Genomic DNA, 22,735 nt, shown 5'->3' on the forward strand with positions numbered 1-22,735 from the left:
TCCGGCCGCCGCGCTTCGCGTCGGGGCCACGGCTCGGCCCGCCTCCGCTCGACTCGGCCCGGGGGACCGCGACCCGTCCCCCCGGGCGCGCCGCCCGCGGCCGCTTCCGCGTAGAATGGATGCGCCGCGCCCCCGCCCGAGGGGAGCCGTGTGATCCGGGCGGCGTCGGCCCGGCGAGGAAACACCGACCCGCGAGAGGCATCCATGCACGTCACACCGTCGTCCGCGCCGGCCTCGGCCCGGGAATCGACCCCAACGGCTGAACCTTTCAGCCAGAGGAGACCGCGATGCACGTCGACACCGCGACCCGCGCCGGGCAGGGCGCCACGGTGGACCCCAACGGAAGACCCTGATCCACGGGAGGCGCCCATGTACGTCCGCACGGTCGTCCGCGCCGGCGCCGGCTCGGAGATCGACCCCAACGGCTGACCTCGCGCCGCGGAGGCGCCTGATGCACGTCGGCACGGCGACCAGGGCGGGGCAGGGCTCCGCCATCGACCCCAACGGCAGTCCCTGACCAGAGGGAGACAGCGATGCACGTCGATACCGCGATCCGGGCCGGGCAGGGCTCCGGCATCGATCCCAACGGCACACCCTGACCTCGGAGGAGGCGATGCACGTCCACGCCACGATCCGCGCCGGGCAGGGCGTGACGCTCGACCCCAGCGGGAAACCCTGACCAGGAGCCGGCGATGCCTGTGCACACGACACTGCGGGCCGGGCAGGGCGGCCTGATCGATCCCAACGGCAAGCCCTGACCGGAGGAAGCCATGCACGTCCGCGCAACGGTCCGGGCAGGCGAGGGCGGCCTGATCGACCCCAACGGAAAGCCCTGAGCGGGAGGAAGCCATGCAGCTCCAGACGACGGTCCGCGCCGGTGAAGGCAGCGCGATCAACCCGAACGGCTGACCGCGGGAGGCGCGAGATGACGGTACGTTCCACGATCCGGGCGGGAGAGGGAGGCCTGATCGATCCCGACGGAAGGCACTGAGCCTACGGAGGAAGCCGATGCACGTCCAGACGACGGTCCGCGCCGGGCGGGGCGCGATGATCGATCCCAACGGCGCCCCCTGACCGACGGAGGCAGCCATGCGCGTCGACACGACGGTCCGCGCCGGGCGGGGTGGGATGATCGACCCCAACGGGACCCCCTGAGCCACGGAGGCGGCCATGCGCGTCCGCACGCCGGTCCGCGCCGGGCAGGGCGGGATGATCGACCCCGAGGGGAAACCCTGAGCCACGGAGGAGAGAGGTGAGCGTGAGAGCGGCGGTCCGCGCGGGGCACGGCGGGATGATCGATCCGAACGGGAAACCCTGACCGGGAGGGCGGGATGAAAGTGAGCGCCACGGTCCACGCCGGAGAGGGCGGGATGATCAACCCCAACGGGACGCCCTGAGTGAGCGAGGCGAACGATGAACGTGAGAGCGACGGTCCGCGCCGGAGAGGGCGGGGCCATCAACCCCAACGGCAAACCCTGAGCGGTGGAGCGAGAGATGAACGTGAAGGCCACGGTCCGCGCCGGGTACGGCTGCGGGATGGACCCCGACGGATGATCCCCCGGGCCACGGCGGCTCCCGATGCAGACCCGGACGACGGTCCGGGCCGGTGCGGGCGGCGGCGTAGACCCGAACGGCTGACCACACACGAAGGAGACGATTCGATGCGATGCAGCACGAACGTGCGCGCCGCCACCGGCGGTGCCATGGACCCCAACGGCGGCCCCTGAGCCAGGGTGTCCCGTACGCGAAACAGGCGCGGCGGCCGGTGAGTCCGGCCGCCGCGCTTCGCATACATGCCCCGTGCGCACAGCCCGGCCCATCCCCCGATCCGCTCGACACGGCCGCCGCGCCGCCCATCCCCATCGCGTTGGCCCGCAACGCCTTCCGCTTACATTTGATCGTGCCGCGCCAACCCTGGAGGAGCCATGCGCGTACGCCTGACGATCCGGGCCGGCGTCGGCTCGGCGATCGACCCCGACGGGAAACCCTGATTCGACGGGAGGCATCCATGCTCGTCCGCACGCTCGTCCGGGCCGGCGACGGCTCGCACCTCGACCCCTACGGCAAGCCCTGACCACGGAGACAGCGATGCACGCCAACACCGCGATCCGGGCCGGAGCAGGCTCGAGCATCGACCCCAACGGATGAGCAAAGGAGGCAGCGATGCACCTCGAGACTGCGATCCGCGCCGCCTACAGCGGCACGGTCGACCCCAACGGAAAGCTCTGAGCCGGGAGGAATCCATGCAGATCCAGACGACGGTCCGCGCCGGCCGCGGCGGCGCCATGGACCCCAACGGCCAACCCTGACCAGGAGACGGCCATGCACGTACATGCAGCGATCCGGGCCGGATACAGCGCCTGCATCGACCCCAACGGATAGCCCTGACCAGGAGGCGGCCATGCAGGTTCGCACGACGATCCGGGCCGGATACAGCGCCTGCGTCGATCCCAACGGAACGCCCTGACCTGGAGGCGGCCATGCAGGTCCAGACGACGATTCGGGCCGGGCAGGGCGGAGCGATCGACCCTGACGGCTGACCCTGGAGCCCGGAGCGGGAGATGAAGGTGAGAGCCACGGTCCGCGCCGGAAAAGGCGCGGGCATCGACCCGAACGGCAAGCCCTGAGCGAGGTGGAGATGAGCGCGACGACACGCATCCACGCCGGAAAAGGCACGGGCGTCGACCCCAACGGATGATCCCTGAGCCACTGAGGATCCCGATGCGAACACAGACGACGGTCCGGGCCGGGCGGGGCGCTGGCGTCGACCCGAACGGCTGACCGGACACGAAGGAGACGATCGGATGCGATGCAGCACGAGCGTGCGCGCCGCCGGCGGCGGCGCCATGGACCCCAACGGCGACGGCTGAGCCCGCCGGCGGTCCCACGACGAAACGGCGCGGCGGCCGGGTGTCCCGGCCGCCGCGCCGCGTCCGCCGCCGATCCGGCCCGCGCTCAGCGGCGCCGCGAGCGCAGGCCCAGCGCCACGCCCACCGCCGCCACGGCGCCCACCCCCAGCAGCAGCGGCAGCCGGCCGTCGTGCACCGGCGGCGGCACCGACACCACGCCGTTCGCGTCGGAGAGGGCGGGGGCGCGCACGTACCGCCCGTCGCGCGGCACGGCCAGCGTCTCGAAGTCGTCGGCGAGGGTGTGCAGCGCCGAGCGCAGGGGGCCGCCGCGCATCGGCATCCCGTGGCCCGTGGCGGCCACCACCGGCTCCAGGTTGGCCAGGAGCCGCACCGACGCCTTCGCCCGGTCCCAGTCGGTGGTGTAGTAGGCGGGCGGCCCGTGCACCTCGGGGCTCTGCCGCAGCACCGCCAGCATCGACTCCTGCTTCGTGGTCACGAAGGCGTCGCCCGCCAGCAGCACCCGGTCCTCGTCGCGGAAGAGCGACACGTGCCCGGGCGAGTGCCCCGGCGTGTGCACCCAGCGCCACCCCTCCATCCCCGGCACCGAGCCGTCCTCGGGGAGCGGCCAGGCGCGGTTCCCCAGGTCGATCGGCCCGCGCGGATAGAGCTTCGACAGCCGCGCCATCATCCCCCCGCCCACGCTCGGGTCCGGCGGCGGATACGCCGAGCGCCCGGTGACGTACGGCAGCTCCAGGCGGTGCGCGTACACCGGCGCGTCCCACTCCTCGGCCAGCTCGGGGAGCGCGCCCACATGGTCGAAGTGCCCGTGGGTGAGGATGATGGCCGACGGCCGCGAGCCCACGCCGAAGCGCTCCTCGGCCGCGCGGCGGATGGTGCGGGTGAAGCCCGGCATCCCCGCGTCGACCAGCGTCCAGCGGCGGTCGCCCGCGCCGGGCTCGCCGCACAGGAAGCAGTTGACGATCCCCGTCCGCAGGCACTCCACGTCGCGCCGGATGTGCGTCTCCGGGTTGCCCCGCACCAGCTCCAGCAGCTCGGTCGCCATCGCCATGCTCCTTCTCTCGCAGGACTTCTCGCGCCTCCCGGTCATCCGCAAAACGCGCAGGGGCAAACGGCTGCTTCAAGCCGCGTGCCCCTGGAACTGCAAGTGCGTGAGTGCGTTAGTGCGTTAGTGAGGTGAGGCTCTCGCGAGTCTCATCAGGAATTCGTAGGGGCGAGGACTGCCTCGACCGGCGGATGCCGGCTCACGCGCGGCAGGCGGCATTTTGCGCCGATGCCGCCTGTGCTCGGCCTCGCATGCTCGCCCCTACGGAACATCACGCGTCGACAGCCTTCACCACGCACTCACGCACTCACGCACTTCCGTTCAGTACTGCTCCGCGAACATCACGAAGAATCGCTCCGCCAGCTTCTGCACGAACGCGCGCTGGCGCCACTCCAGCAGGCGGATCTCCCTCGCCTGCTCCAGGTCGGCGAAGAAGGTGTCGACCAGCTGCGTGCCGAACTCCTGGTCCAGGATGCCGATCACGCTCTCCTGGTTCAGCTCCTTGGAGCGGATGTCCATGTTGGCCGAGCCCACGATCGACCACTTCCCGTCGACCACCACCATCTTCGCGTGGATCATGGTGGTCTGGTACTCGTAGATCCGCACCCCCGCCGCCAGCAGCTCTTCGAAGTAGTGGTGCCCGGCCAGGCGCACCACCTTGGCGTCGGTGTAGTGGTTCGGCAGCAGCAGCCGCACGTCGACGCCGTTCCTCGCGCGCTCCATCAGGATCTGCCGGGTGTCGCGGTCGGGGGCGAAGTAGGCCGAGGTGAGGTAGATGCTCTCCTTCGCGCAGGCGAACGAGGTGTAGAAGAACACGCGCAAGGGGTGCGACGCCTGGGCGGGGGAGCTGACGACGTTGACGTGGCGGGCGAGCGCCTCGCCGGGGAGGTGCTCCGCCTCCTCGGGCTCGTCGGGGAAGAAGGCGTCGCCGATCAGGATCTCGCCGGTGGTGTTGGTCCACAGCTGCACGAACGCCGACTGCATGTTGCCGGCGAGGCAGCCGCGCACCTCCACCATGATGTCGCGCCAGTGCTTCTCGTCCTGGGCGTCGCCCATCCACTTGTCGGCCACGCTGGCGCCGCCGGTGAAGCCGACCCTCCCGTCCACCACGATGGCGCGGCGGTGGTTGCGCTTGTAGAAGGTGGCGATCTTCCCCAGGCGGAAGGCGGCGAACCAGCGCACCCGCCCGCCCGCCGCCTCCAGCTCGCGGAAGCGCTTGAGCGGCGCCCGCCATGCGCCCATCCCGTCCAGCATCACCCGCACCTGCACGCCGGCCTGCGCCCGCTCGCACAGCACGTCGAGGATGGCGTCGGAGACCTTCCCCGGCTCCCAGATGTAGGTCATGAAGTTGATGCTCCGCCGGGCGCCGCGCAGCGCCTCCAGGAGCGCGGGGAAGATCTCGACCCCGTTGTTGAGCACGCGCGCCGTGCCGCCCCTCTGCAGCGACGCGTTCACCACCCCCGAGACGCCCAGCAGGAACGCCTCGGAGCCCACGTCGGGGTGCTCGTAGAGCGTGAAGCGCCGGGGGCGGCGCCCCAGCGCGAAGAAGAGGCTGACGACGACCGATACGGTGCCGAGGACGCCGGCCACGAAGAAGAGCGTGACCCACCACGGCCAGGAAGGCAGAGGCCAGCTCACGGACCCGTTCTGCGGATCCCCCCGGCGCCGAGCGGCGCGCCGTACGAGGGCGCGGGGCGCGGCGCCGGCTGCGGCACGGAAGCGTCCTTGCGCTCGCGGATCACCACCGTCTCCGTGATCTTGTCGTGGATCGCCTGGCGGTTGCGGTCCCAGAACACCTGCACGAACCCCAGCAGCCCCGTGAGCAGCCCCGCCGCGTAGCCGCCGAAGCGCTCGAAGCTCATCCACAGCGTCATCGGCTGCCCGTTCAGCCGCACCACGCGGAGCCCCAGGAGCCGCTTCCCCGGCGTCTGCCCCTTCCAGAGCGCGGTGAACGCGGTGAAGTACAGCGCGTTCCACCCGAAGCCGAGCCCCAGGTCGTCCAGCCACTTGAGCAGCGAGTGCAGGAAGCCGCGGTCGCGCTCCTTCTCCAGCTCCCCACGCAGCTCGTCCCGGCTCTGCCGCAGCTCGTGCACGCTGCCGCGCAGCTCGTCGAGCGAATCGCGCGCCAGCGCCGAGCCCAGGCGCGAGCCCAGCGAGTCCGCCGCCGCCGAGTCGCGCGCGCCCACCGCGGCGGCGTAGAGCACGGCCAGCGAGTCGGGGGTGAGCGGGCGGACGGAGTCGCCGGGGAGCACGCCCTCCACCGCCCGGAGCCTCCACCCGCCGTCCTCGCCCTCCTCGCCCGCGGAGGCCGCCTGGACGACGGCGTCGCGGATGTCGGCGTCGGAGATCCCCATCTTCCGCATCTCGCGCACCATGCGCCGGGCCGCGGCGCGCGCCTCGGTGGTGTCGTCGGCGCCCTCCAGCTCGGCCATCCCGCCGATCATCCCGATCGTGGCGCCGAGCGACGGCTTCGGCACGTCGCCGCTCTGGCCCCCGCCGCCCGCCAGCCCGGCCTGCTGTGCGGCCGGGCGCTCGCCGTCCTCGTCGCCGCCGTCTCCGCCGAAGGCGCCGGCGACGCGGTGGATGAGGCTCAGGGTGACGCCGAAGAGGATGACGGCGCCCACGGAGCGGAAGGCGAAGCGCGCGCTCCTGCCGAAGAAGCCGCCGCCCTTGCCCAGCTTGCGCGAGGCGAAGACGAAGAACGCGATGGAGGCCAGCAGCCCGAAGAGCACGGCGCCGCCCACGTTGGCCAGGACGGCCACCAGGAGCAGGTCGAGGAGGATCGCCGCGAGGCGCCGCGACGGACGCGCGAGCGGCAGCCCCAGCAGGTGCGGCGCCACGGAGAACGCCTCCTGCGTGATGACGCGCCGGGGGTCGAAGCTCGGCGGCGGGGTCGCGTGGACGTAGCCGGACATGCGCGCGCTGGGATTCGGGGACGATTCCGCGCGGGGAATCTACATCCTGCGCGGCCCGGCGTACAATCGTCGTGCCAGATGGCGTCAGGGGGAGAACGCCTCGAGCACCATCAGCCGCCACAGGCCGCCCGCGGAGCCGCCGCCCCGGCGCGCCACGCGGAAGCCGGCTTCCTCCAGCAGCGCGGCGGCCTCGGCGCGCGAGTACATGCGCCGGTAGCGCACGCGGGCCAGGCGCATCGCCGCGTGCAGCAGCTTCATCGCGGGCGGGTCGCGCGACCAGTCGAGGAGCACCAGGCGCCCTCCGGGGCGCAGCACGCGCCGCACCTCCGCGAGCACCCTCCGCGGCGCCTCCCAGTAGTGGAGCGAGCTGGCGCTGACCACGGTGTCGAACGAGGCGTCGCGGAGCGGCAGCGCCTCCGCCGCCCCGGCCGCGAGCGCGGCGGCACCCAGCGCCCCCGGCAGCCTCTCGCGCCCGGCGGCGAGCATCTCCGGCGCGAAGTCGACGCCGACGTAGCGCGAGAGCCGGACGTCCCACGCGCGGAGCCGCGGCAGCAGCCCCGCCGTCCCGCACCCCAGGTCCAGCACCTCGCCGGGCGCCGCGCCCGCCAGGAACGGCCGCAGCAGCGCCAGGCTCCGCTCGACGTACTTCGCCCAGCGCCGGTCGTACTCCGCGGCGTGCGCGGCGTACTCGCGGCGGATGCGCTGGGCGGGCGGGGGACGAGTCATGCTGATATCACGGAAGGACCTCACACGGAGTCAGCGGAGTAACATCCTGTCGTTCTCCGGTCATTCCGTTTCCCCCGTGCAGTAATCCCACCCCGCGAGGCTCGCCGGCGTGCGCCGGCTCGAGTAATGCCATGGCAGCGGTTTACGCTGCCGTGGCATTCTCGCTCCCAGACCGGGGTGGTTGGAGGGCCGCTGTGTCCGGGATCAACTCCTCCTGGCGGAGCCATGCGGCGACCACGTAGAGGATCACGCGCATCTTCCCGGCCGCGACCGCGCCCCGCCGGTTGCGTCCCTGCGCCCCGCCTGTCGGCGGGGCGCACGGTCGTCCCCGCCGGAAACCAGCCTGGCACGTCCGCCGGGAGCATGGTCTCGATCCCCCCGCACCCTGCCGTCTCCGTCGAACGGCGCCGCTGGAGGCGCCCGCGGTTCAGTCCAGCCGGCCGCCCTCCGACTCCCAGGCCAGCACGTTGTCCTCCGCAGGGATCCACCCGCCCGACCGGTCGAGCCGGCCGCGCTGCTCGGGTGAGAGCAGGCTGCGGATGTCGGTCTCCAGCATGGCGCGCAGCTCCGCGAGCTCCGCCGGCGTCGGCTCGTGCGCCACGCCAGGGGTGTCGGGCTCGGAGTACCATCCGCCGAGCCGGGCCGGGGTGTCCGACGCGTGCAGGAGCGCGTAGAGCCGCTGCTGGTACTTGCTGTCGATCGCCCGCAGCTGGGCGAGCTGACCGGCATCGAGCTCCAGCCCTCCGAGCATCTGCGCGGCGACGGTGAAAGCGTCCATTCCAACCCCCGGTTCCGAGTATCAACGGCCCACCTGCAGCGGCCGCACCTCCACCTCGCGCCGCGCGCCGTCGTCCACCAGCGGGATCTCGGCCGAATCCAGCACGCGCCCGTCCACGCTCACCTCGGCGCCCAGGCGGCGCACGCCCGCCGGGTCGTGCACGGTGATGGCGTACACGCTCCGGCCGAAGCGGTATGCGATCGAGAACTCTCCCCACCCGCCGGGGACGCAGGGGCGGATGGCCAGGCGGTCGCCGCGGCGGTCGAAGCCGAGGATCGCCTCCAGGCCCACGCGGTACATCCAGCTCGCCGAGCCGGTGTACCACGTCCACCCGCCGCGCCCCACCTGTCCGGCGGCGGTGTAGACGTCGGCCGCGACCACGTACGGCTCCACCTGGTACGTGTCGACCTGGGCCGGCGTGCGCGCGTGGGTGAGCGGGTTGATCATCTGGTAGAGCTCGAAGGCGCGGTCCCCGTCCCCCGAGAGCGCCGTGGCCAGCACGGCCCAGAGCGCCGCGTGCGTGTACTGCGCGCCGTTCTCGCGCACGCCGGGAAGGTAGCCCTTGATGTAGCCGGGATCGCGCGGCGTGGCGTCGAACGGCGGCGCCAGCAGCAGCAGGAGGCGCTCGTCCTCGCGCACCAGGTGCTCTTCCAGGGAGCGCATGGCCGTCGCCCGCCGCTCTGGATCGCCCGCGGCCGAGATCACGCTCCAGCTCTGGGCGATGGAGTCGATCCGGCACTCGTCGCTCGTGGCGGAGCCCAGTGGCGCGCCGTCGTCGAAGTAGGCGCGGCGGTACCAGGCCCCGTCCCACCCGTGCGCCTCCACCGCCGCGGCATAGCGAGCGGCCGTCGCCCGCAGCTCCGCCGCGACGCCATCGTCCCCCCGCGCGCCGGCGCGGACGGCGAAGCGGCGCAGCGTGTCGGCCAGGAACCACGCCAGCCACACGCTCTCGCCCCGTCCCTCCACCCCCACCCGGTTCATCCCGTCGTTCCAGTCGCCCGCGCCGATCAGCGGCAGGCCGTGCGCGCCGGAGGTGCACGCCTTCCGCAGCGCGCGCAGGCAGTGCTCGTACACGCTGGCGACCTCGTCCGAGACGGAGGGGAGGTCGTACACCTCGTGCTCGTGCGGCTCCAGCGCTCGCATGGCGAGGAAGGGGACCCGCTCGTCGAGCAAGGACGCGTCGCCCGTGACCCGCACGTAGTGGTCGGCGACGTACGGCAGCCAGGCGAGGTCGTCGGAGAAGCGGGTGCGCACCCCGCGCCCGCTCTGCGGGTGCCACCAGTGCTGCACGTCGCCCTCCACGAACTGCCGCGCCGCCGCGCGCACCACGTGCTCGCGGGCGAGCGCGGGCTCGGCGTGGACGAACGCCATCACGTCCTGCAGCTGGTCGCGGAAGCCGTAGGCGCCGCTGCTCTGGTACAGCGCCGAGCGCGCCCACATGCGGCAGGCGAGCGCCTGGTAGAGGGTCCAGCGGTTCAGCATCGCGTCGAACGAGGGCTCCGGCGTGCGGACGGCGATCACCGACAGCCGCTCCGCCCATCCGTCCACGCTCCGCGCCGCCGCCGAGCGCGCGAGGGCGGGGTCGCGGTACGCGTCCACCAGCCGCCGCGCCTCGTCCTCCCCCTCCGCCGCGCCGAGGAGCACCACCACGTCGCGCGCCTCGCCGGGGGCCAGCTCCAGCACGCACCGCAGCGCGGCGCAGGGGTCCATTCCCGCGCCGTGCCGGCCGGAGAGCGCCTCGCCACGCAGGCCGGCCGGGGCCGCGAGCGTGCCGTTGCGGCCCAGGAACTCGCGCCGGTCGCCGGTGTGGCCGGCCAGCGGCTCGCTCAGCGCGCAGAAGGCCACCTGCCCGGCGAACTGCGGGTCGAAGAAGTTGCGCGCGAACACCGCGCCGCGACCCGCGTCCACCCCGGTCTGCACCTGGTGCTGCGTGTGCTCGCGCAGCACGCCCAGCGTCCACTCGGCGTACGCGACGAGCGCGATGCGGCGCGGCGTGGCACCCGGGTTGGCGACGCAGAGCCGCGACACCTTCACCGGGTCGTCGCCCGCCATCGCCATCACGAGCCGCGTGGCGATGCCGGCGTGCTCGTGCGCGAACGAGGTCCAGCCGGCGCCGTGGCGCACGGTGTACGGCGCGTTGCGGCGGACGGGCGCGGGGGTGGCGCTCCACGTCTCGCCGCTCTCCTCGTCGCGCAGGTACAGCGCCTCGCCCGCGGGGTCGCCCACGGGGTCGTTGTGCCACGGGGTGAGCCGGTAGAAGAAGCTGTTCTTCGCCCAGGTGAAGCCGCCGCCGCGCTCGGTGACCAGAAAGCCGCCGCGCGCGTTCGCCACCACGTTGGCCCACGGCGCGGGGGGAACGCGGTCGCCGCGCACCCGCACCTCGTAGTCGTCCTCCACGGTCAATCCCCCGAAGCCGTTGTCGAAGCGGAGCGCCGCGGCGCCGGCCTCCTCATCCGCGCCGTCGTCCGCGCCCGCCGGCAGGTCCGACGCCCGGCGCGCGGACGGGGAGGGCGGGTCCGCTGCAGAGGCGAAAGATGCGGAACGATGCGCGCCGCTGCGCCGGAGCGCGGGCGCGGGGACGATGCGCCGCTCGGGGGCGCGGACGACGAGGACGTCGGGCTCGCCGTCTTCGCCCACGTCGTCGGGCGCCAGCCGCGCGGCCAGGATGCGGCCCAGCGAGCGGCCGTCGCACTCCACGTGCACGCGGGCGGTGGCGCGCAGCATGAGGAGCTGCTCCGCGGGGAGCAGGTCGTGCTGCCGCACGAACACGCCCCCTGGCTGGTCCAGCACGCCCGCGTCGCTCGAGGCGGCGAGCGCCTCGGCGATCCGCTCCGGGAGCTGCTGCAGGTAGCTGGCGGGCTGCCGGTCGACCACCACCAGGTCAACCTTCATCCCGCGGCGCCGCCAGTAGTGGTGCGCGGCGAAGAGCTGGCGCAGCGTGGGCAGCCCCTCGGCCGAGTCGAGGGTGGCCAGCACCACCGGCAGGTCGCCCGAGACGCCGTTCGCCCACAGCAGGGGCTGCGAGCCGCGGCTCCGGAGCAGCTCCTCCGGGCCGGCGCGCAGCTCGGGGGCGGGATAGAAGAGGTAGCCGGCCAGCTCCTGGAAGACGGCGGCCTCGGCGGGGGTCACGCCCAGCTCGCGCAGCTCCACCTGGGTGCTGGTCCACGCCAGGTCGAGCGCGCGCTGGGCGGCGTGCGGGTCGTGGTAGCGCCCCGCCAGCTCGAAGGCGCGCTCGCGCGAGTCGGCCACCAGCGTGGTGAAGGCGGCGGACGCCGACTGCCCCGGCTCCAGGCGGAGGCGCGCGCGCAGCGCGAAGACGGGGTCCAGCACGGCGCCGGTGGTCCCGGAGAGCGCGCCGTCCGCCTCCAGCGCCAGCGGCGCGCGGGTGGAGCGCCCGCGGCCCACGAAGCGCGCGCGGTCGGTCTCGCAGCTCACCTCGCCCGCGCGGTGGGGGCCGGCGTCCACCACGTGCACGCACCAGAGCGGCTTCTCGCCGGCCGAGCGCGGCCGGCGCGTGGCGGTCACCGCCGTGCACCAGGGGTGGTACTCGGTCTCCACGAACAGGTTGGCGAACGCCGGGTGCGCGCGGTCGGCGTCGGGGAGGCCCAGCACGATCTCGCCGTAGCTGGTGAGCTCCACCTCGCGGGGGCGGTCGCCCCGGTTGGTCACGGTGACGCGCCGCACCTCGGCGTGGTCGCCGGGGACCACGGTGATCTCGGTGCGGGTCTCCACCTCGCCGTCGGCGCGGTGGAAGGTGACGCGGTCGGTGGCGAGGAGCGCGTGGTACACGTCGGCCGGGGCGCACACGGGCTGGTGCGCGGCCGACCAGGCGCGCCCCGTCGCCAGGTCCTTGACGTAGCAGAACTGCCCCGTGCTGTCGCTGGTGCCGTCGGCGCGCCAGCGGGTGACGGCCAGCTCGCCGTGGCGGCTGTAGCCGGAGCCGCAGTGGCTCACCATCAGCGTGTAGGGGAGGCGTCCCAGCAGCGCCACGTGCGGCTGCGGCGTGTCGGCCGCGTGGATCTCGCGCACGGCCGGCCGCTCCAGCTCGGGGTCGGGGAGCGCCTCGTCGGGGCGCGCGGCCTGCGGCTCCTGCAGCGCCAGCCGGCGCGGGATGCGCTCGTGCAGCAGCAGCTCGGCCGAGCGCACCAGGGGGTCGGCGTGGAAGCGCCGCTGCCACCGGTCGCCGTCCAGCACGTTGGCCAGCGCCACCAGCGTCATCCCCACGTGGTGCGCCATGTAGTTCTTCACCACGGCGTAGCGCGCCCCCGGCTCGGGGCGGGTGTAGTCGAGCGCGTCGCGGAAGCCGTACGGCCCCAGCGCGCCCATCTTCTCCAGCGCGCCCAGGTTGGCCAGCGCCCGCCGCGGCTCCACCAGCGCCGCGAGCGCCGAGGCGTACGGGGCCACCACCAGATCGCGCCCCAGCCCGCGCTTCAGCGCCAGGTCGGGGACGCCGAAGGCGCGGTACTGGTAGGTAAGGTGGCGGTCGCGCAGGTTGTAGGCGCTCTCGCTGACCCCCCAGGGGACGCCGCGCGCGGCCCCGTAGGCCAGCTGGCGCCCCACCGCCCCCGCCGCGCTCTGGTCCAGCAGGGTGGAGGGGAGCGAGCGCATCACCAGCGCGGGCATCAGGTACTCGAACATGCTCCCGCTCCACGACACCAGCGCGGTGTGGCCGGCGGCGTGGGTGAGGGTGCGCCCCAGGTGGAACCAGTGCCCGGCCGGGACGTCGCCCCGGGCGATGGCGACGAAGCTGGCCAGCCGCGCCTCCGAGGCCAGCAGGTCGTAGGTGGACGGGTCCAGCGCGTGGGCCGCCTCCTGGTAGCCGATGGAGAACAGCTTCCGCTCGCCGTCGAAGAGGAAGCGGAAGTCCATCTCCATGGCGTACCGGTACGCGCGGCTCCCCACCGCCTCCAGCCGCGCCACCAGCTCCGAGGCGGCGGTGCTGCGCTCCGCGAGCCGGCGGAGGGTGAGGGGCGGCGACTCTCCGTCCGCGCCGGCGTACGTCTGCCCCCCGTCTCCCATCGGGTTCGCCGCGTGCTCGTCGATGCGGCGCGCGCTCCACGCGATCCACTCCGCCGCCGGCGCGGAGCCGTCGGGCGCCAGGCCGGCCGAGTGCAGCCCTGCGAGCGCCCGGCGGAGGACGTCCCCCGCGGCGGCGAGCGGCGCGGGAGCGGGATCGGCGGAATCGGCCCCGTCCAGCAGCGCCCGCGCGGCGCGCACCTGCTCCGCGGCCCGCGCCACGGCCGCCCTCGCCGCGGCGTCGCCCAGCACCGCGGGCGAGGTGGCCAGCTCGTCCAGGCGGCCGAGCGCCAGCGAGAGCGCGGCGGCCAGCGCGCGCGCCACGCGCCCGTCCGCCACCGGGGCGTCGGCGATCTCCAGGCACGCCTGCCGCAGCGCGATCAGGTGGCCGGCCAGGTTGCCGCTGTCGACGGTGGAGACGTACGCCGGCTCCAGCACACGCAGGTCGTGCAGGTCGTACCAGTTGTAGAAGTGGCCCCGGAAGCGGCGCATCCGCTCCAGCGCGCGGAAGGCCAGCTCCAGCCGCGCGGTCATCTCCGACGCGGTGACGAACCCCAGGTCGCACGCGCTGGCGGTGGCCAGGAGCTGCAGCCCCAGGTTGGTGGGCGAGGTGCGCATCGCCACCACCGGAAGCGGGTCTTCCTGGAAGTTGTCGGGCACGAGCCCGTGCGTCTCGGCCGTGACGAAGCGGTCGAAGTAGCGCCAGTGCAGGAGCGCGTACCGCATCGCCTGGCCGGTGGCGGCGGCGGGCAGCCGGTGGGCGCGGCGCGCGGAAGGCTTCCCCAGCGCGTGGGCGATCGCCGGGGAGAGGGTCCACAGCAGGCTCAGGGGGAGGACCGCGGCCAGGAGCGGCGGCAGCGGGGCGTCGCCCGTCCGCGCCGCCAGCGCCAGCGCTCCGATCCCGACGGAGACCGCCACCGCCGGCCCCATCGTCCGCCACGCGGCGCGCGGCGAGTCCGACACGGTCCGCTCCGCCACCGACGCGGTCTGCCACTCCAGCAGGTGGCGCCGGGTGACGAAGAGGCGCCAGAGCGTGCGGGCGATGGCGTCGGCCGAGATCCAGGCCTGGTGCGGGAGGAAGGCCAGCGCCAGCCCCACCTGCCGCGCGCTGGTGGCGGCGTCGCGCCCCACGGCCGCGTAGTAGGCGCGCCACGAGCGGTCCCGCGGCGGGCGGACGGCGGCCAGGAGGAGGGAGACGATCCACGGCGCGGCGACGGCGAGCGCCCCCAGCACCGTCCAGCAGAGCGGCGGGCCGGGGAGGAACAGCCACCCCGCCGCCAGGAAGGCGAGCTGGGCGATCTCCACCGTGCTGCGGCGGAGGTTGTCCAGGATCTTCCACCGCGACAGCAGCGACAGCCGGTTGGGCTCGGGCCCGCTGGGGCCGGGAACGCGGCGTCCCAGCCAGCGCAGGAGCTGCCAGTCGCCGCGGATCCAGCGGTGCCGGCGGCGGGCGTGGGTCAGGTAGCGCGCGGGGTAGTCGTCGTACAGCTCCAAGTCGGTGGCCAGCCCGGCCCGGACGTAGCTCCCCTCGATCAGGTCGTGCGAGAGGAGCGCGTTCTCCGGGAAGCGGCCGTGGGTCGCCCGCTCGAACGCGTCCAGGTCGTAGATCCCCTTCCCCGTGAAGCTCCCCTCGCCGTACAGGTCCTGGTAGACGTCGGAGACGGCCGTGGTGTACGGGTCCACGCCGGGGTGCCCCGAGTGGATGGCCGCGAAGCGCGAGGCGTGGGCGCTGGGGAGCGAGACGCCCACCCGCGGCTGCAGGATGCCGTAGCCGCGCGTCACCCGGCCGGCGCGGGGGTCGTACCCGGCGCGGTTCAGCGGATGCGCCAGCGCGCCCACCAGCCGCGCGGCGGTGCCCGGCGGCAGCACCGTGTCGGCGTCCAGCGTGATCACGTAGCGCACCCCGCCGAGCGCCGCCACGTCGCCGACGACCGTCGAGAAGGCGCCCTCCGCGCCGCCGCGCACGAAGCGGTTGAAGTCGGCCAGCTTGCCGCGCTTGCGCTCCCACCCCATCCACACGCCCTCGCGCGGGTTCCAGCGGCGCGGCCGGTGGAAGAGGTAGAAGGCGTCCTCCGCCCCCGCGGCGTACTGCGCGTTGAGGGCCCGCACCCCGTCCGCCGCCGCGGCCACGATCTCTGCGTCGCCCGGCAGCGCTTCGGCGGGCGCGTCGGTGAAGTCGCCCAGCACGGCGAAGTGCAGGTTGGGCTCGCGGTTGGCCAGGTACTGCACCTCCAGGTGCTCCAGCGCCTCGCGCACCCCCTGCACGCCGTCGAACAGCGTGGGGACGACGACGGCGGTGCGCAGCTCCGGCGGGATGCCGCCGTTCTCGCGCAGGTCCAGCCGGGGGAGGAGGCGCGGGGGGAGGAAGGCGGCCACCAGCTGGTTCACCACCCCCACGGCGATGTCGTTGGCCAGCACGGCGGCGATCAGGAGGACGACCGCCACGGCGGCGGCGGAGGCCCGCGCCTGTGGGCCCGCCAGCCAGAAGAGCGCCGCGAGCGCGGCCGCCGTCCCGGCGAGCATCCCGCCCACGAACACGGCGTCGGGGTGGCGCAGCACCCGGCGGTGCACCCGCTCGCCGGGCGTCGGACGGTACCCCTGGGCGCGCTCCAGCTCCGTGCGCCCCGCGTCGATCAGCCACCAGCCGACGTGGCCGCGCGGTGGATCGCCGGCCGCGCCGTCCGCGGCCGCGCCCGCGGCCAGGGCGACCGCCGCCCGCGCCACTTCGCTCTCGCCCCGCCCGCCGCCGCGGGCGATCCGCTCCACGGCGTGGCGGTAGCGGTCGCGGGTGGCGAAGGTCATGGCGGCGTAGACCCCGGCGGGGTCGCCGCGGAGCACCGCCTCCACCGCGCTGTGCCGCTCCACGAAGGCGCGCCAGTCCACCAGGGCGATGCCGCGCAGCGAGGTGATGCTGTTCGCCATCATCACCTGCGTGAGCGCCGTCCGCTGCGTGGCCTGCGCCGCGGCCTCCTCGGCGGTCACGCCCCGGCCGGCGATCCACCCCTCCAGCGCCGGCAGCGCGCCGCGCCCCAGCCGCAGCTGGTGCAGCAGGCGCGACACGAAGACCTCCGTGAGCGGGGGGTGCGCGGCCACGAACGCCCTGAGCGCCGCCGCCCGGGCCGGCTCGCCCTCGCCGCCCGCGTCGATGCGCGCGGCCCACGCGTCCGCCGCCTCCACCTCGTCCAGGCGCTGCACCGTGCGCAGCGCCATCCGCCGCACGCTCTCCAGCAGCCCCAGCCGCAGCATGGCGGGAACCGCCCACAGCTCGCCCAGGGTGAGCGGCGCCTCTTCCTGGAACGCCGCCACGAAAGGGCCGGCGTTCCCGGGGTGCACGCGCCCTTCGCTGTGCGAGATCAGGGTGATGGCCAGCTCGTAGACGCGCGGATACCCCGCCAGCGGCCCGCCCGCCAGCTCGGGGAGCTCGCGGTAGTAGCCGGCGGGGAGGCTCTCGCGCACCTCGCGGACGTGCTCGCGCACCACGTGGAAGTTGTCCAGCAGCCACTCGCCCGCGGGCCCCACGTCGGCGCCGGCGTCGGCCGCGGCGGCCAGCCGCGCGTGGGCGTCGTGCAGGATGCGGCGGGTGCCCGCGAGCCGCGCCAGCAGGGGCGTGCCGCGCGCCCGGCGCCCGGGCGCGCCCACGCGCTGGGCGCGCGCGGCGGCGCGGGCCCGCGCCGCCAGATCGTCGGCGCCCAGCAGCTCGCCGCGCAGGGGGCCCGCCAGTTCGGGCGGCTCGGCCGCGGGGAGGTGGAGGAGGCGCGAGAAGGCGCGGTACGACTTTCGTGCGGCGGTGCGGAGCGGCATGGGCGGCGGCAGCCTTCGTCGGGTGTGCGTTCAAATCAGCGACACCCAGGGTCCATCCAGGCCCCGATTGCGCTCCCGCCGGGTGCGACCCGGCGCGGCGTGGTGCTGCGGGCCGCCCTCGCGGGGGGCGGCGGCGGGAAAGATCGGGCGCGGGCGCTACTCCAGAGCGTCCAGGTGGCGGAGCGCGCTCTCCCACACCTCCGCGCGCGTCTCGCCGGGGTACACCCGCAGCAGGCGGACGGGCGGGGCGCCCTCCAGCGAGAGATACCACCAGGCTGCGTCGGTGGAGTGCCCGGCCGCCGGACTCCGCACGCCCCTCGTGCACAGCACCACGCGGCCGTCGTCCTTGAACGTGAAGTCGTGCAACATCGAACCCGTCCGTTCCGCGGCTCCGCCGCTGCGATGGGAATTGCCGCCGGCGGTCGATCCGACCGACGTGTCACGCTCTCTCGAGCACGGAGATCCCGAGGCTCGATCGCCGCCCGGAAGGCGGCGGCTCCACGGTCTCGATACACTCCAGACGGGCGAAGGTCCGGTCCGCGGACGATCGTCGGCATCCACGTCTCTTCCGGCGCCGACCGCGTCCGCGCGGGTGCCGGAGATGCGGGACCCTGGACGCGCCGTCCGCCTTTCCCGCCGCGAACGAGCGGGCTACGGCCTGCCGGCCCGCGCTTCACCGCCCGCGGGCTCCGCCGGCTGCGCGAGCCCCGCTTCGACGTCGTGGCGCTTCCAGCGCTTGCGCGGGGCCCTGCCCAGCCAGTGGAGCGTCCTGTCGGTGGCCACGAGCGGCACGATCAGGAGCGCGGCGCCCAGCAGCAGGACCCACGAGTCGTGCGTGCGCCTCGCCAGCTCGAGCACCACGAGCTCGAGCACGGCTGCGCCGAGCCAGAGTGCCGCGAGGTACCGCCGCGTCCGCGTCCCGAATCTGCCCATGTGAACCCTGGCGCCGTGAGTGAGGGGAAGGATGCCGGGTGGAAGGAGCGGGGCACGGGCCCCGCCGCCCGGCTCAGGCGAGCCGCCCGGCGACCCCGCGCCGCGCCGCGAGAACGCGGCGGACCTCCGCGGCCACCTTCCCGGGCTCGACGGGCTTGGACAGGAACGAGACGCACCCCGCCGCCTCCGCGGCCGCCCGGTCCTCCAGCATCGCATGCGCCGTCAGGGCGACGATCGGGATCGTGGAGGTCGCGGGATCCGCCTTCAGCATCCGCGTCGCCTCGAGACCGTCGACGACGGGCATCGTCAGGTCCATCAGGATCAGGTCGGGACCGTGGTCCCGGGCCATCCTCACCCCGTGCTCGCCGTCCCAGGCCTGCAGGACGGAGTATCCCTGATGGGTGAGGATGATGCGGTAGATCTCCTGGTTGTCCGCGTTGTCCTCGACGAGAAGGATGGTCGTCTCCATGGCGTTTCAGCCCCGCCCGCGTGAGAGGGTGACGGTGAAGGTGGAGCCCTGTCCCAGCTCGCTCTCGACCGACAGGCCGCCGCCCATGCCGATGGCCAGCTCCCGGCTGATGGCCAGCCCCAGCCCGGTCCCCTCGGCGTCCCGGGCAAGGCTGTCGTCCAGCTGCACGAAGGGCTCGAAGATCCTTTCCCGGTGCTCGGGCGCGATGCCGTTCCCGTCGTCCGAGACCCGGATCTCCACGCGGGGCCCCCGGGCGTGGAAGGTGACGTCGATCCTTCCCCCCGCGGGAGTGAACTTGACGGCGTTGGCGAGGAGGTTGACCAGGACCTGGAGGAGCTTGTCGGGGTCCGCGTACACCGACACCCCGCTCTCCGCGGCCAGGCGCAGGCCGCGGCAGGCGATCCCCTTCTTTTCGGCGAGGGGGGCGATGATCACCTCCGCTTCCAGGAGGACGCCCGCGAGCTGCACGTCCTGGAGGCCGATCTCGACCCTTCCCACGCTGACCCGCGCATAGCCGAGCACCGACTCCACCAGCCCCAGCAGGTGGCGGCCGTTGACCTGGATGCGCCGCACGTCGGCGAGCTGCGCTTCGGTGAGTGCGCCGCGGACCCCCGTCTCGAGCAGCTCCGCGTAGCCGCCGATGGCGTTCAGCGGCGTCCGCAGCTCGTGGCTCATGGTGGAGAGGAAGCGCATCTTGGCCAGGTTCGCCTCCTCGGCCCGCTTCTGGGCCGCTTCCGCCTCCGCCCGGGCCTGCTGCGCGCGCGCGAAGAGCCGCGCGTTGTCGATGGCGATGGCGCAGCGCGTGGCCAGATCCTCCGCCAGCGCCCGGTCCTCCGCGGAGAACGAGTCGCCGTGGTTGGGGCTCACGTAGGTGATCGCCCCCAGGACCTCTTCGCGGGCGAGGAGCGGGACGGTCATCAGCGAGCCGATCTCCAGGGCGCGCAGGATCCGGAGGTTCTCCGGCGACCGGGCGGCGGCGACCAGCATCTCGTCGGTGACCGGGAACACCACCTCGCTGCGCCGGGTGCGCACCACCGAGGGGATGCCGAGGGGATCGTCGCGCTGCGGCGGCCATCCCGAGAGCAGCCCCTGGGCCAGCCGCTGCCGCCCGGCGTCCGGGTGGATGACGGCGAGCCGGCGCATGTGGTCGCCCTCGCAGAGGTCCACGAAGCACCAGGAGCCCAGGTGGGGAAGGGAGAGCCGCGCCACGCTCGCCAGCGTCGTCTCGACGTCCAGCGAATCGGCCAGCGTCCGGGTGGCCGCCAGGAGAAAGGACAGGGCCGTCTGCGCCGCGACCCCCTTGCCGGCGCGCGGCGAATCCGTGGGCGGGGCTCCCGCCGCGGCCGACGTTGCAGGGGGCGATTCGCCCGGTGGCCGGGACGCCCGGATCGTGTCCATGTCACGCCTTCGCGAGAGAGCGGTGTGGTTCGCCGCGTCCGTCCAGGGTCCTGACGGGGCGGTGGATTCCTTCTGGGGGAGGCGTCGCTGCCGCCGCCCCGCCTCCGACGATCCCGCGCACGGCGGCGAGGTACCCGCCGGTGTCGAAGCACACCGGGTCGAGCATGGCCCGCACCGCGCAGCCGTGGATCCAGCCCACGGGGGTGCCGGCCGGCTCGCGAGGAGTCACCCGGCGGGGATGCGGAAGTAGAAGGTGCTTCCCCGGCCCACCGTGCTTTCGGCCCAGATCGCGCCCCCGTGCGCCTCCACGATGCCTTTGCAGATCGCCAGCCCCAGCCCCGCGCTCCCCACGCCCTGCCGGCGTGCCTGCCAGAAGCGGTCGAACAGGCGCGGCATCTCGTCTCCGGGAATGCCGGCCCCGGTGTCGGCGACCGAGAAGAGCACCGAACCGTCGAGCCGGGCCGCGGCCAGCGTGATCACGCCGCCCGGCGGGGTGAACTTCGCCGCGTTCTCCAGCAGGTTCTCGAACACCTGCCGCAGCCGCCCGGGGTCGGCCCACAGAACCGGCAGCGTGTCGGGCACGGCCGCCTCCAGCCGCAGCGACTGTGCGGCGAGCCCCGGCGCGTAGGTGTAGAGGACGTCCTCCATCAGCGCGCCCGGCTGCACCGGCCGCGGGTGGATGCTGACGCCCCCGGCCCCGATCTGCGCCACCTCCAGGAGGTCGCCGATCAGGCGCTGCATGTGCACGGTGGCCGCCAGGATCCTCTCTACCGACGTGATTCGCTCTCCGAGGGAGAATTCCTCGCGGGGCACCCGGGATTCCGCGAGCATCATCTGCGTGGCCACCAGCATGATCGCTCCCAGCGGGTTCTTCAGGTCGTGCGACACGTACCCGAGCACCTGGTCCCGCAGGAGCACGCTCTTCTTCAGGTCCTCCACCACCCGCATGTGGGCGATGGCCAGCGCGCACCGGCCGGCCAGGTCCTCGGCCAGCGCGAGATCCCCGTCCGTGTGCCCGCGGCCCGGCCGGCCGCTCACGAAGGTGATGGCGCCCAGGACCTGCTCCCGCGCCAGCAGGGGCACGGTGATGACGGAGGCGATCCCGAGCTGCCGGAGCGCCTCCAGGTGCTCCGGGTCGCGGGCCGCGCGGGCCAGGAAGTCGTCGGTGACGGGGCCGGTGGCCTGCGGCGCGCGCGTGCGCACCACCACCGGCACCCCCAGCGGGTCGTCGCGCTCCGGGGGCCAGTCCACCTCCAGCCGGCGCGCCAGGGCCTGCTTCCCGGGGTCGGGATGCACCACGGCCAGGCGGCGCACCGAGCCGTCGGCCTCGGCCAGGTCCACGATCGACCAGTCGCCCGGCCGCGGCAGCGCCAGCCCCGCGACGGTCTTCAGCGTCTGCTCGTAGTCCGCCGCTTCGGCCAGGCGGCGGCTGGCCTCGGCCAGGAACGAGCAGCGCTCGAAGTCGGCTCCGGCAGCAGGGTTCACGGACATCCCGCGGCCTCCTTGAAGAGCGGCCGGGTTCGCGCGCAGCGGCCGCGGCATCACGCCAGCTGGCCGATCACGCCGCGCACCGCGGCCAGGTACTCGTCGGTGTCGAATTGCGCGGGGTCGATCATCGCCTGCACCGCGCACCCGTGGATCCAGCTCACGGCCACGGCCGCCATCCCGTCGGCCGTCACCCCGGCGGAGGTCGCCGGCTCGGCCAGGAGAAGCTCTTCCATGATCGTCCGGAACGCCGCGCGGTAGCGCTCCAGCTCCGCGCCGATCCGCGCCCGGACCCACTCCTGCCGCGCGCCGAGCGCCCAGAACTCGAAGAACAGCCGGGTGTGCCGCGGCTGGTGGGAGAGCCGGGCCATCTCCTGCTGGAGGAGCGCGTGCAGCCGGTCGAGCGCCCGCGGGAAGCGGGCGACGTCGTCCGAGACGCGGAGGACGGAGGTGGTCGCGATCAGCCAGTCGAGGAGCGCGTGCACCAGCCGCTCCTTGCGCTGGAAGTGGAAGAGGACCAGCGCATGGCTGAGCTCCGCTTCCGCGGCCACGGCGCGGATGGTCAGGCTGCCGATCCCGCCCCGTGACGCCACCTCGAACGCGGCGCGCAGGATCTGCTCGCGCCGCACCTCCTCCGCAGCCCGCTTCCCCGGCATCCTTTCCTCTCCCGTTCCCGAGTCCGATCCGCCGGCGCCGCCGCCGTGGTTATTGACCAATCGTACAATATAAGATAGCTTCTATTTACCGACTGGTCAATATCTTGCGTCCCCTCAGCCGTGGGAACCAGGTCGAAGGTGTTCCCCGCTCTCTCCCGAGTAGGAGGTCCCATGCCCGGCCACCGCAGCCTCGCGCTCGCCCTCACCGCACTTTCGCTCGTGGCCTGCCGCGAGCCGGACGTGGAGGTGAGCGATCGGGACGCCAACCTGAACACCCGCTGGCACGCGAGCCTCGCCAGCCCCGGGGGCCTCGCGGGCGTGGTCCAGATGAAGGGCGTGGCCACGATGGTGCCGGCCGAGGACGGCGGCACCGGCGTCTCCCTCGTGCTCGAGAACGCGACGGCCGGCGGGGTCCACCCCTGGCAGGTGCACCGGGGGGCGTGCGGCGCCGACGAAGGGGTGCTCGGCCCCGCGGACTCCTACGCGCCGATCGAGGTGGGAGACGACGGCCGGGCCTCCGCGTCCGCCACGCTCCCGCTCCCGACCCCCACCACGGGCCGGTACTTCGTGAGCGTGCAGGCGTCGCGCGCCAACCCGGCCCTGGTGGTGGCGTGCGGCAACCTGGCCGCGCCGACCCGCTAGGCGC

13 protein-coding genes are annotated in these 22,735 nt (G+C 74.1%); 1 reads left to right on the forward strand and 12 read right to left on the reverse strand.

All coding sequences use genetic code 11. The features are described 5' to 3' along the window. Nucleotides 1–2,955 precede the first annotated feature (2,955 nt). The 12 genes from VF746_28395 to VF746_28450 form a co-directional block, all read right to left on the reverse strand. Nucleotides 2,956–3,918: an MBL fold metallo-hydrolase gene (locus tag VF746_28395; GenBank protein HEX8696372.1), complete on the reverse strand. Its 963-nt coding sequence runs from the start codon at nucleotides 3,916–3,918 to the stop codon at nucleotides 2,956–2,958. A 315-nt stretch (nucleotides 3,919–4,233) separates the two neighbouring features. Beyond that, nucleotides 4,234–5,550 (reverse strand): phospholipase D-like domain-containing protein, encoded by a 1,317-nt coding sequence (locus tag VF746_28400; protein ID HEX8696373.1) that lies wholly within the window; start codon nucleotides 5,548–5,550, stop codon nucleotides 4,234–4,236. Then, nucleotides 5,547–6,827: an RDD family protein gene (locus tag VF746_28405; GenBank protein ID HEX8696374.1), complete on the reverse strand. Its 1,281-nt coding sequence runs from the start codon at nucleotides 6,825–6,827 to the stop codon at nucleotides 5,547–5,549. The genes VF746_28400 and VF746_28405 overlap by 4 nt, the downstream gene beginning before the upstream one ends. 84 nt (nucleotides 6,828–6,911) lie before the next feature. Then, a complete protein-coding gene (locus tag VF746_28410; GenBank protein HEX8696375.1) occupies nucleotides 6,912–7,553 on the reverse strand; it encodes a class I SAM-dependent methyltransferase in 642 nt (213 codons plus the stop codon). Nucleotides 7,554–7,980: 427 nt separating this feature from the next. Beyond that, on the reverse strand, nucleotides 7,981–8,331 hold the full coding sequence (locus VF746_28415) for a hypothetical protein (GenBank protein HEX8696376.1): 351 nt from the start codon (nucleotides 8,329–8,331) through the stop codon (nucleotides 7,981–7,983). Between the two features lie 21 nt (nucleotides 8,332–8,352). Further along, nucleotides 8,353–17,148: a glucoamylase family protein gene (locus VF746_28420; GenBank protein HEX8696377.1), complete on the reverse strand. Its 8,796-nt coding sequence runs from the start codon at nucleotides 17,146–17,148 to the stop codon at nucleotides 8,353–8,355. 156 nt (nucleotides 17,149–17,304) lie between these two features. Further along, entirely contained in the window at nucleotides 17,305–17,517 is a 213-nt protein-coding gene (locus tag VF746_28425; GenBank protein ID HEX8696378.1) for a hypothetical protein, read from the reverse strand. Nucleotides 17,518–17,799: 282 nt separating this feature from the next. Then, a complete protein-coding gene (locus tag VF746_28430) occupies nucleotides 17,800–18,021 on the reverse strand; it encodes a hypothetical protein (GenBank protein ID HEX8696379.1) in 222 nt (73 codons plus the stop codon). Between the two features lie 133 nt (nucleotides 18,022–18,154). After that, nucleotides 18,155–18,550 (reverse strand): response regulator, encoded by a 396-nt coding sequence (locus tag VF746_28435; protein HEX8696380.1) that lies wholly within the window; start codon nucleotides 18,548–18,550, stop codon nucleotides 18,155–18,157. Nucleotides 18,551–18,556: 6 nt separating this feature from the next. Next, nucleotides 18,557–19,948, reverse strand: a complete 1,392-nt coding sequence (locus VF746_28440; protein HEX8696381.1) for a GAF domain-containing sensor histidine kinase — start codon at nucleotides 19,946–19,948, stop codon at nucleotides 18,557–18,559. Nucleotides 19,949–20,173: 225 nt separating this feature from the next. Continuing rightward, nucleotides 20,174–21,439: an ATP-binding protein gene (locus tag VF746_28445; GenBank protein ID HEX8696382.1), complete on the reverse strand. Its 1,266-nt coding sequence runs from the start codon at nucleotides 21,437–21,439 to the stop codon at nucleotides 20,174–20,176. A 50-nt stretch (nucleotides 21,440–21,489) separates the two neighbouring features. Next, nucleotides 21,490–22,089 carry a TetR/AcrR family transcriptional regulator gene (locus tag VF746_28450; GenBank protein ID HEX8696383.1) on the reverse strand — a complete coding sequence of 200 codons (600 nt, stop codon included), beginning with the start codon at nucleotides 22,087–22,089 and terminating at the stop codon, nucleotides 21,490–21,492. Nucleotides 22,090–22,260: 171 nt separating this feature from the next. Between VF746_28450 and VF746_28455 the strand changes: the two genes are divergently transcribed. Continuing rightward, nucleotides 22,261–22,731, forward strand: a complete 471-nt coding sequence (locus tag VF746_28455) for a hypothetical protein (GenBank protein ID HEX8696384.1) — start codon at nucleotides 22,261–22,263, stop codon at nucleotides 22,729–22,731. The last annotated feature ends 4 nt before the right edge of the window (nucleotides 22,732–22,735 follow it).

Source organism: Longimicrobium sp. (genome assembly GCA_036389795.1).
In the GTDB taxonomy this organism is placed as follows: domain Bacteria; phylum Gemmatimonadota; class Gemmatimonadetes; order Longimicrobiales; family Longimicrobiaceae; genus Longimicrobium.

Excerpts from the sequence above, each read along its gene's own strand:
- VF746_28395 (HEX8696372.1), bottom strand. The coding sequence starts at position 3,918 with ATGGCGATGGCGACCGAGCTGCTGGAGCTGGTGCGGGGCAACCCGGAG.
- VF746_28405 (HEX8696374.1), bottom strand. The coding sequence starts at position 6,827 with ATGTCCGGCTACGTCCACGCGACCCCGCCGCCGAGCTTCGACCCCCGG.
- VF746_28410 (HEX8696375.1), bottom strand. The coding sequence starts at position 7,553 with ATGACTCGTCCCCCGCCCGCCCAGCGCATCCGCCGCGAGTACGCCGCG.
- VF746_28415 (HEX8696376.1), bottom strand. The coding sequence starts at position 8,331 with ATGGACGCTTTCACCGTCGCCGCGCAGATGCTCGGAGGGCTGGAGCTC.
- VF746_28420 (HEX8696377.1), bottom strand. The coding sequence starts at position 17,148 with ATGCCGCTCCGCACCGCCGCACGAAAGTCGTACCGCGCCTTCTCGCGC.
- VF746_28425 (HEX8696378.1), bottom strand. The coding sequence starts at position 17,517 with ATGTTGCACGACTTCACGTTCAAGGACGACGGCCGCGTGGTGCTGTGC.
- VF746_28435 (HEX8696380.1), bottom strand. The coding sequence starts at position 18,550 with ATGGAGACGACCATCCTTCTCGTCGAGGACAACGCGGACAACCAGGAG.
- VF746_28440 (HEX8696381.1), bottom strand. The coding sequence starts at position 19,948 with ATGGACACGATCCGGGCGTCCCGGCCACCGGGCGAATCGCCCCCTGCA.
- VF746_28445 (HEX8696382.1), bottom strand. The coding sequence starts at position 21,439 with ATGTCCGTGAACCCTGCTGCCGGAGCCGACTTCGAGCGCTGCTCGTTC.
- VF746_28450 (HEX8696383.1), bottom strand. The coding sequence starts at position 22,089 with ATGCCGGGGAAGCGGGCTGCGGAGGAGGTGCGGCGCGAGCAGATCCTG.
- VF746_28455 (HEX8696384.1), top strand. The coding sequence starts at position 22,261 with ATGCCCGGCCACCGCAGCCTCGCGCTCGCCCTCACCGCACTTTCGCTC.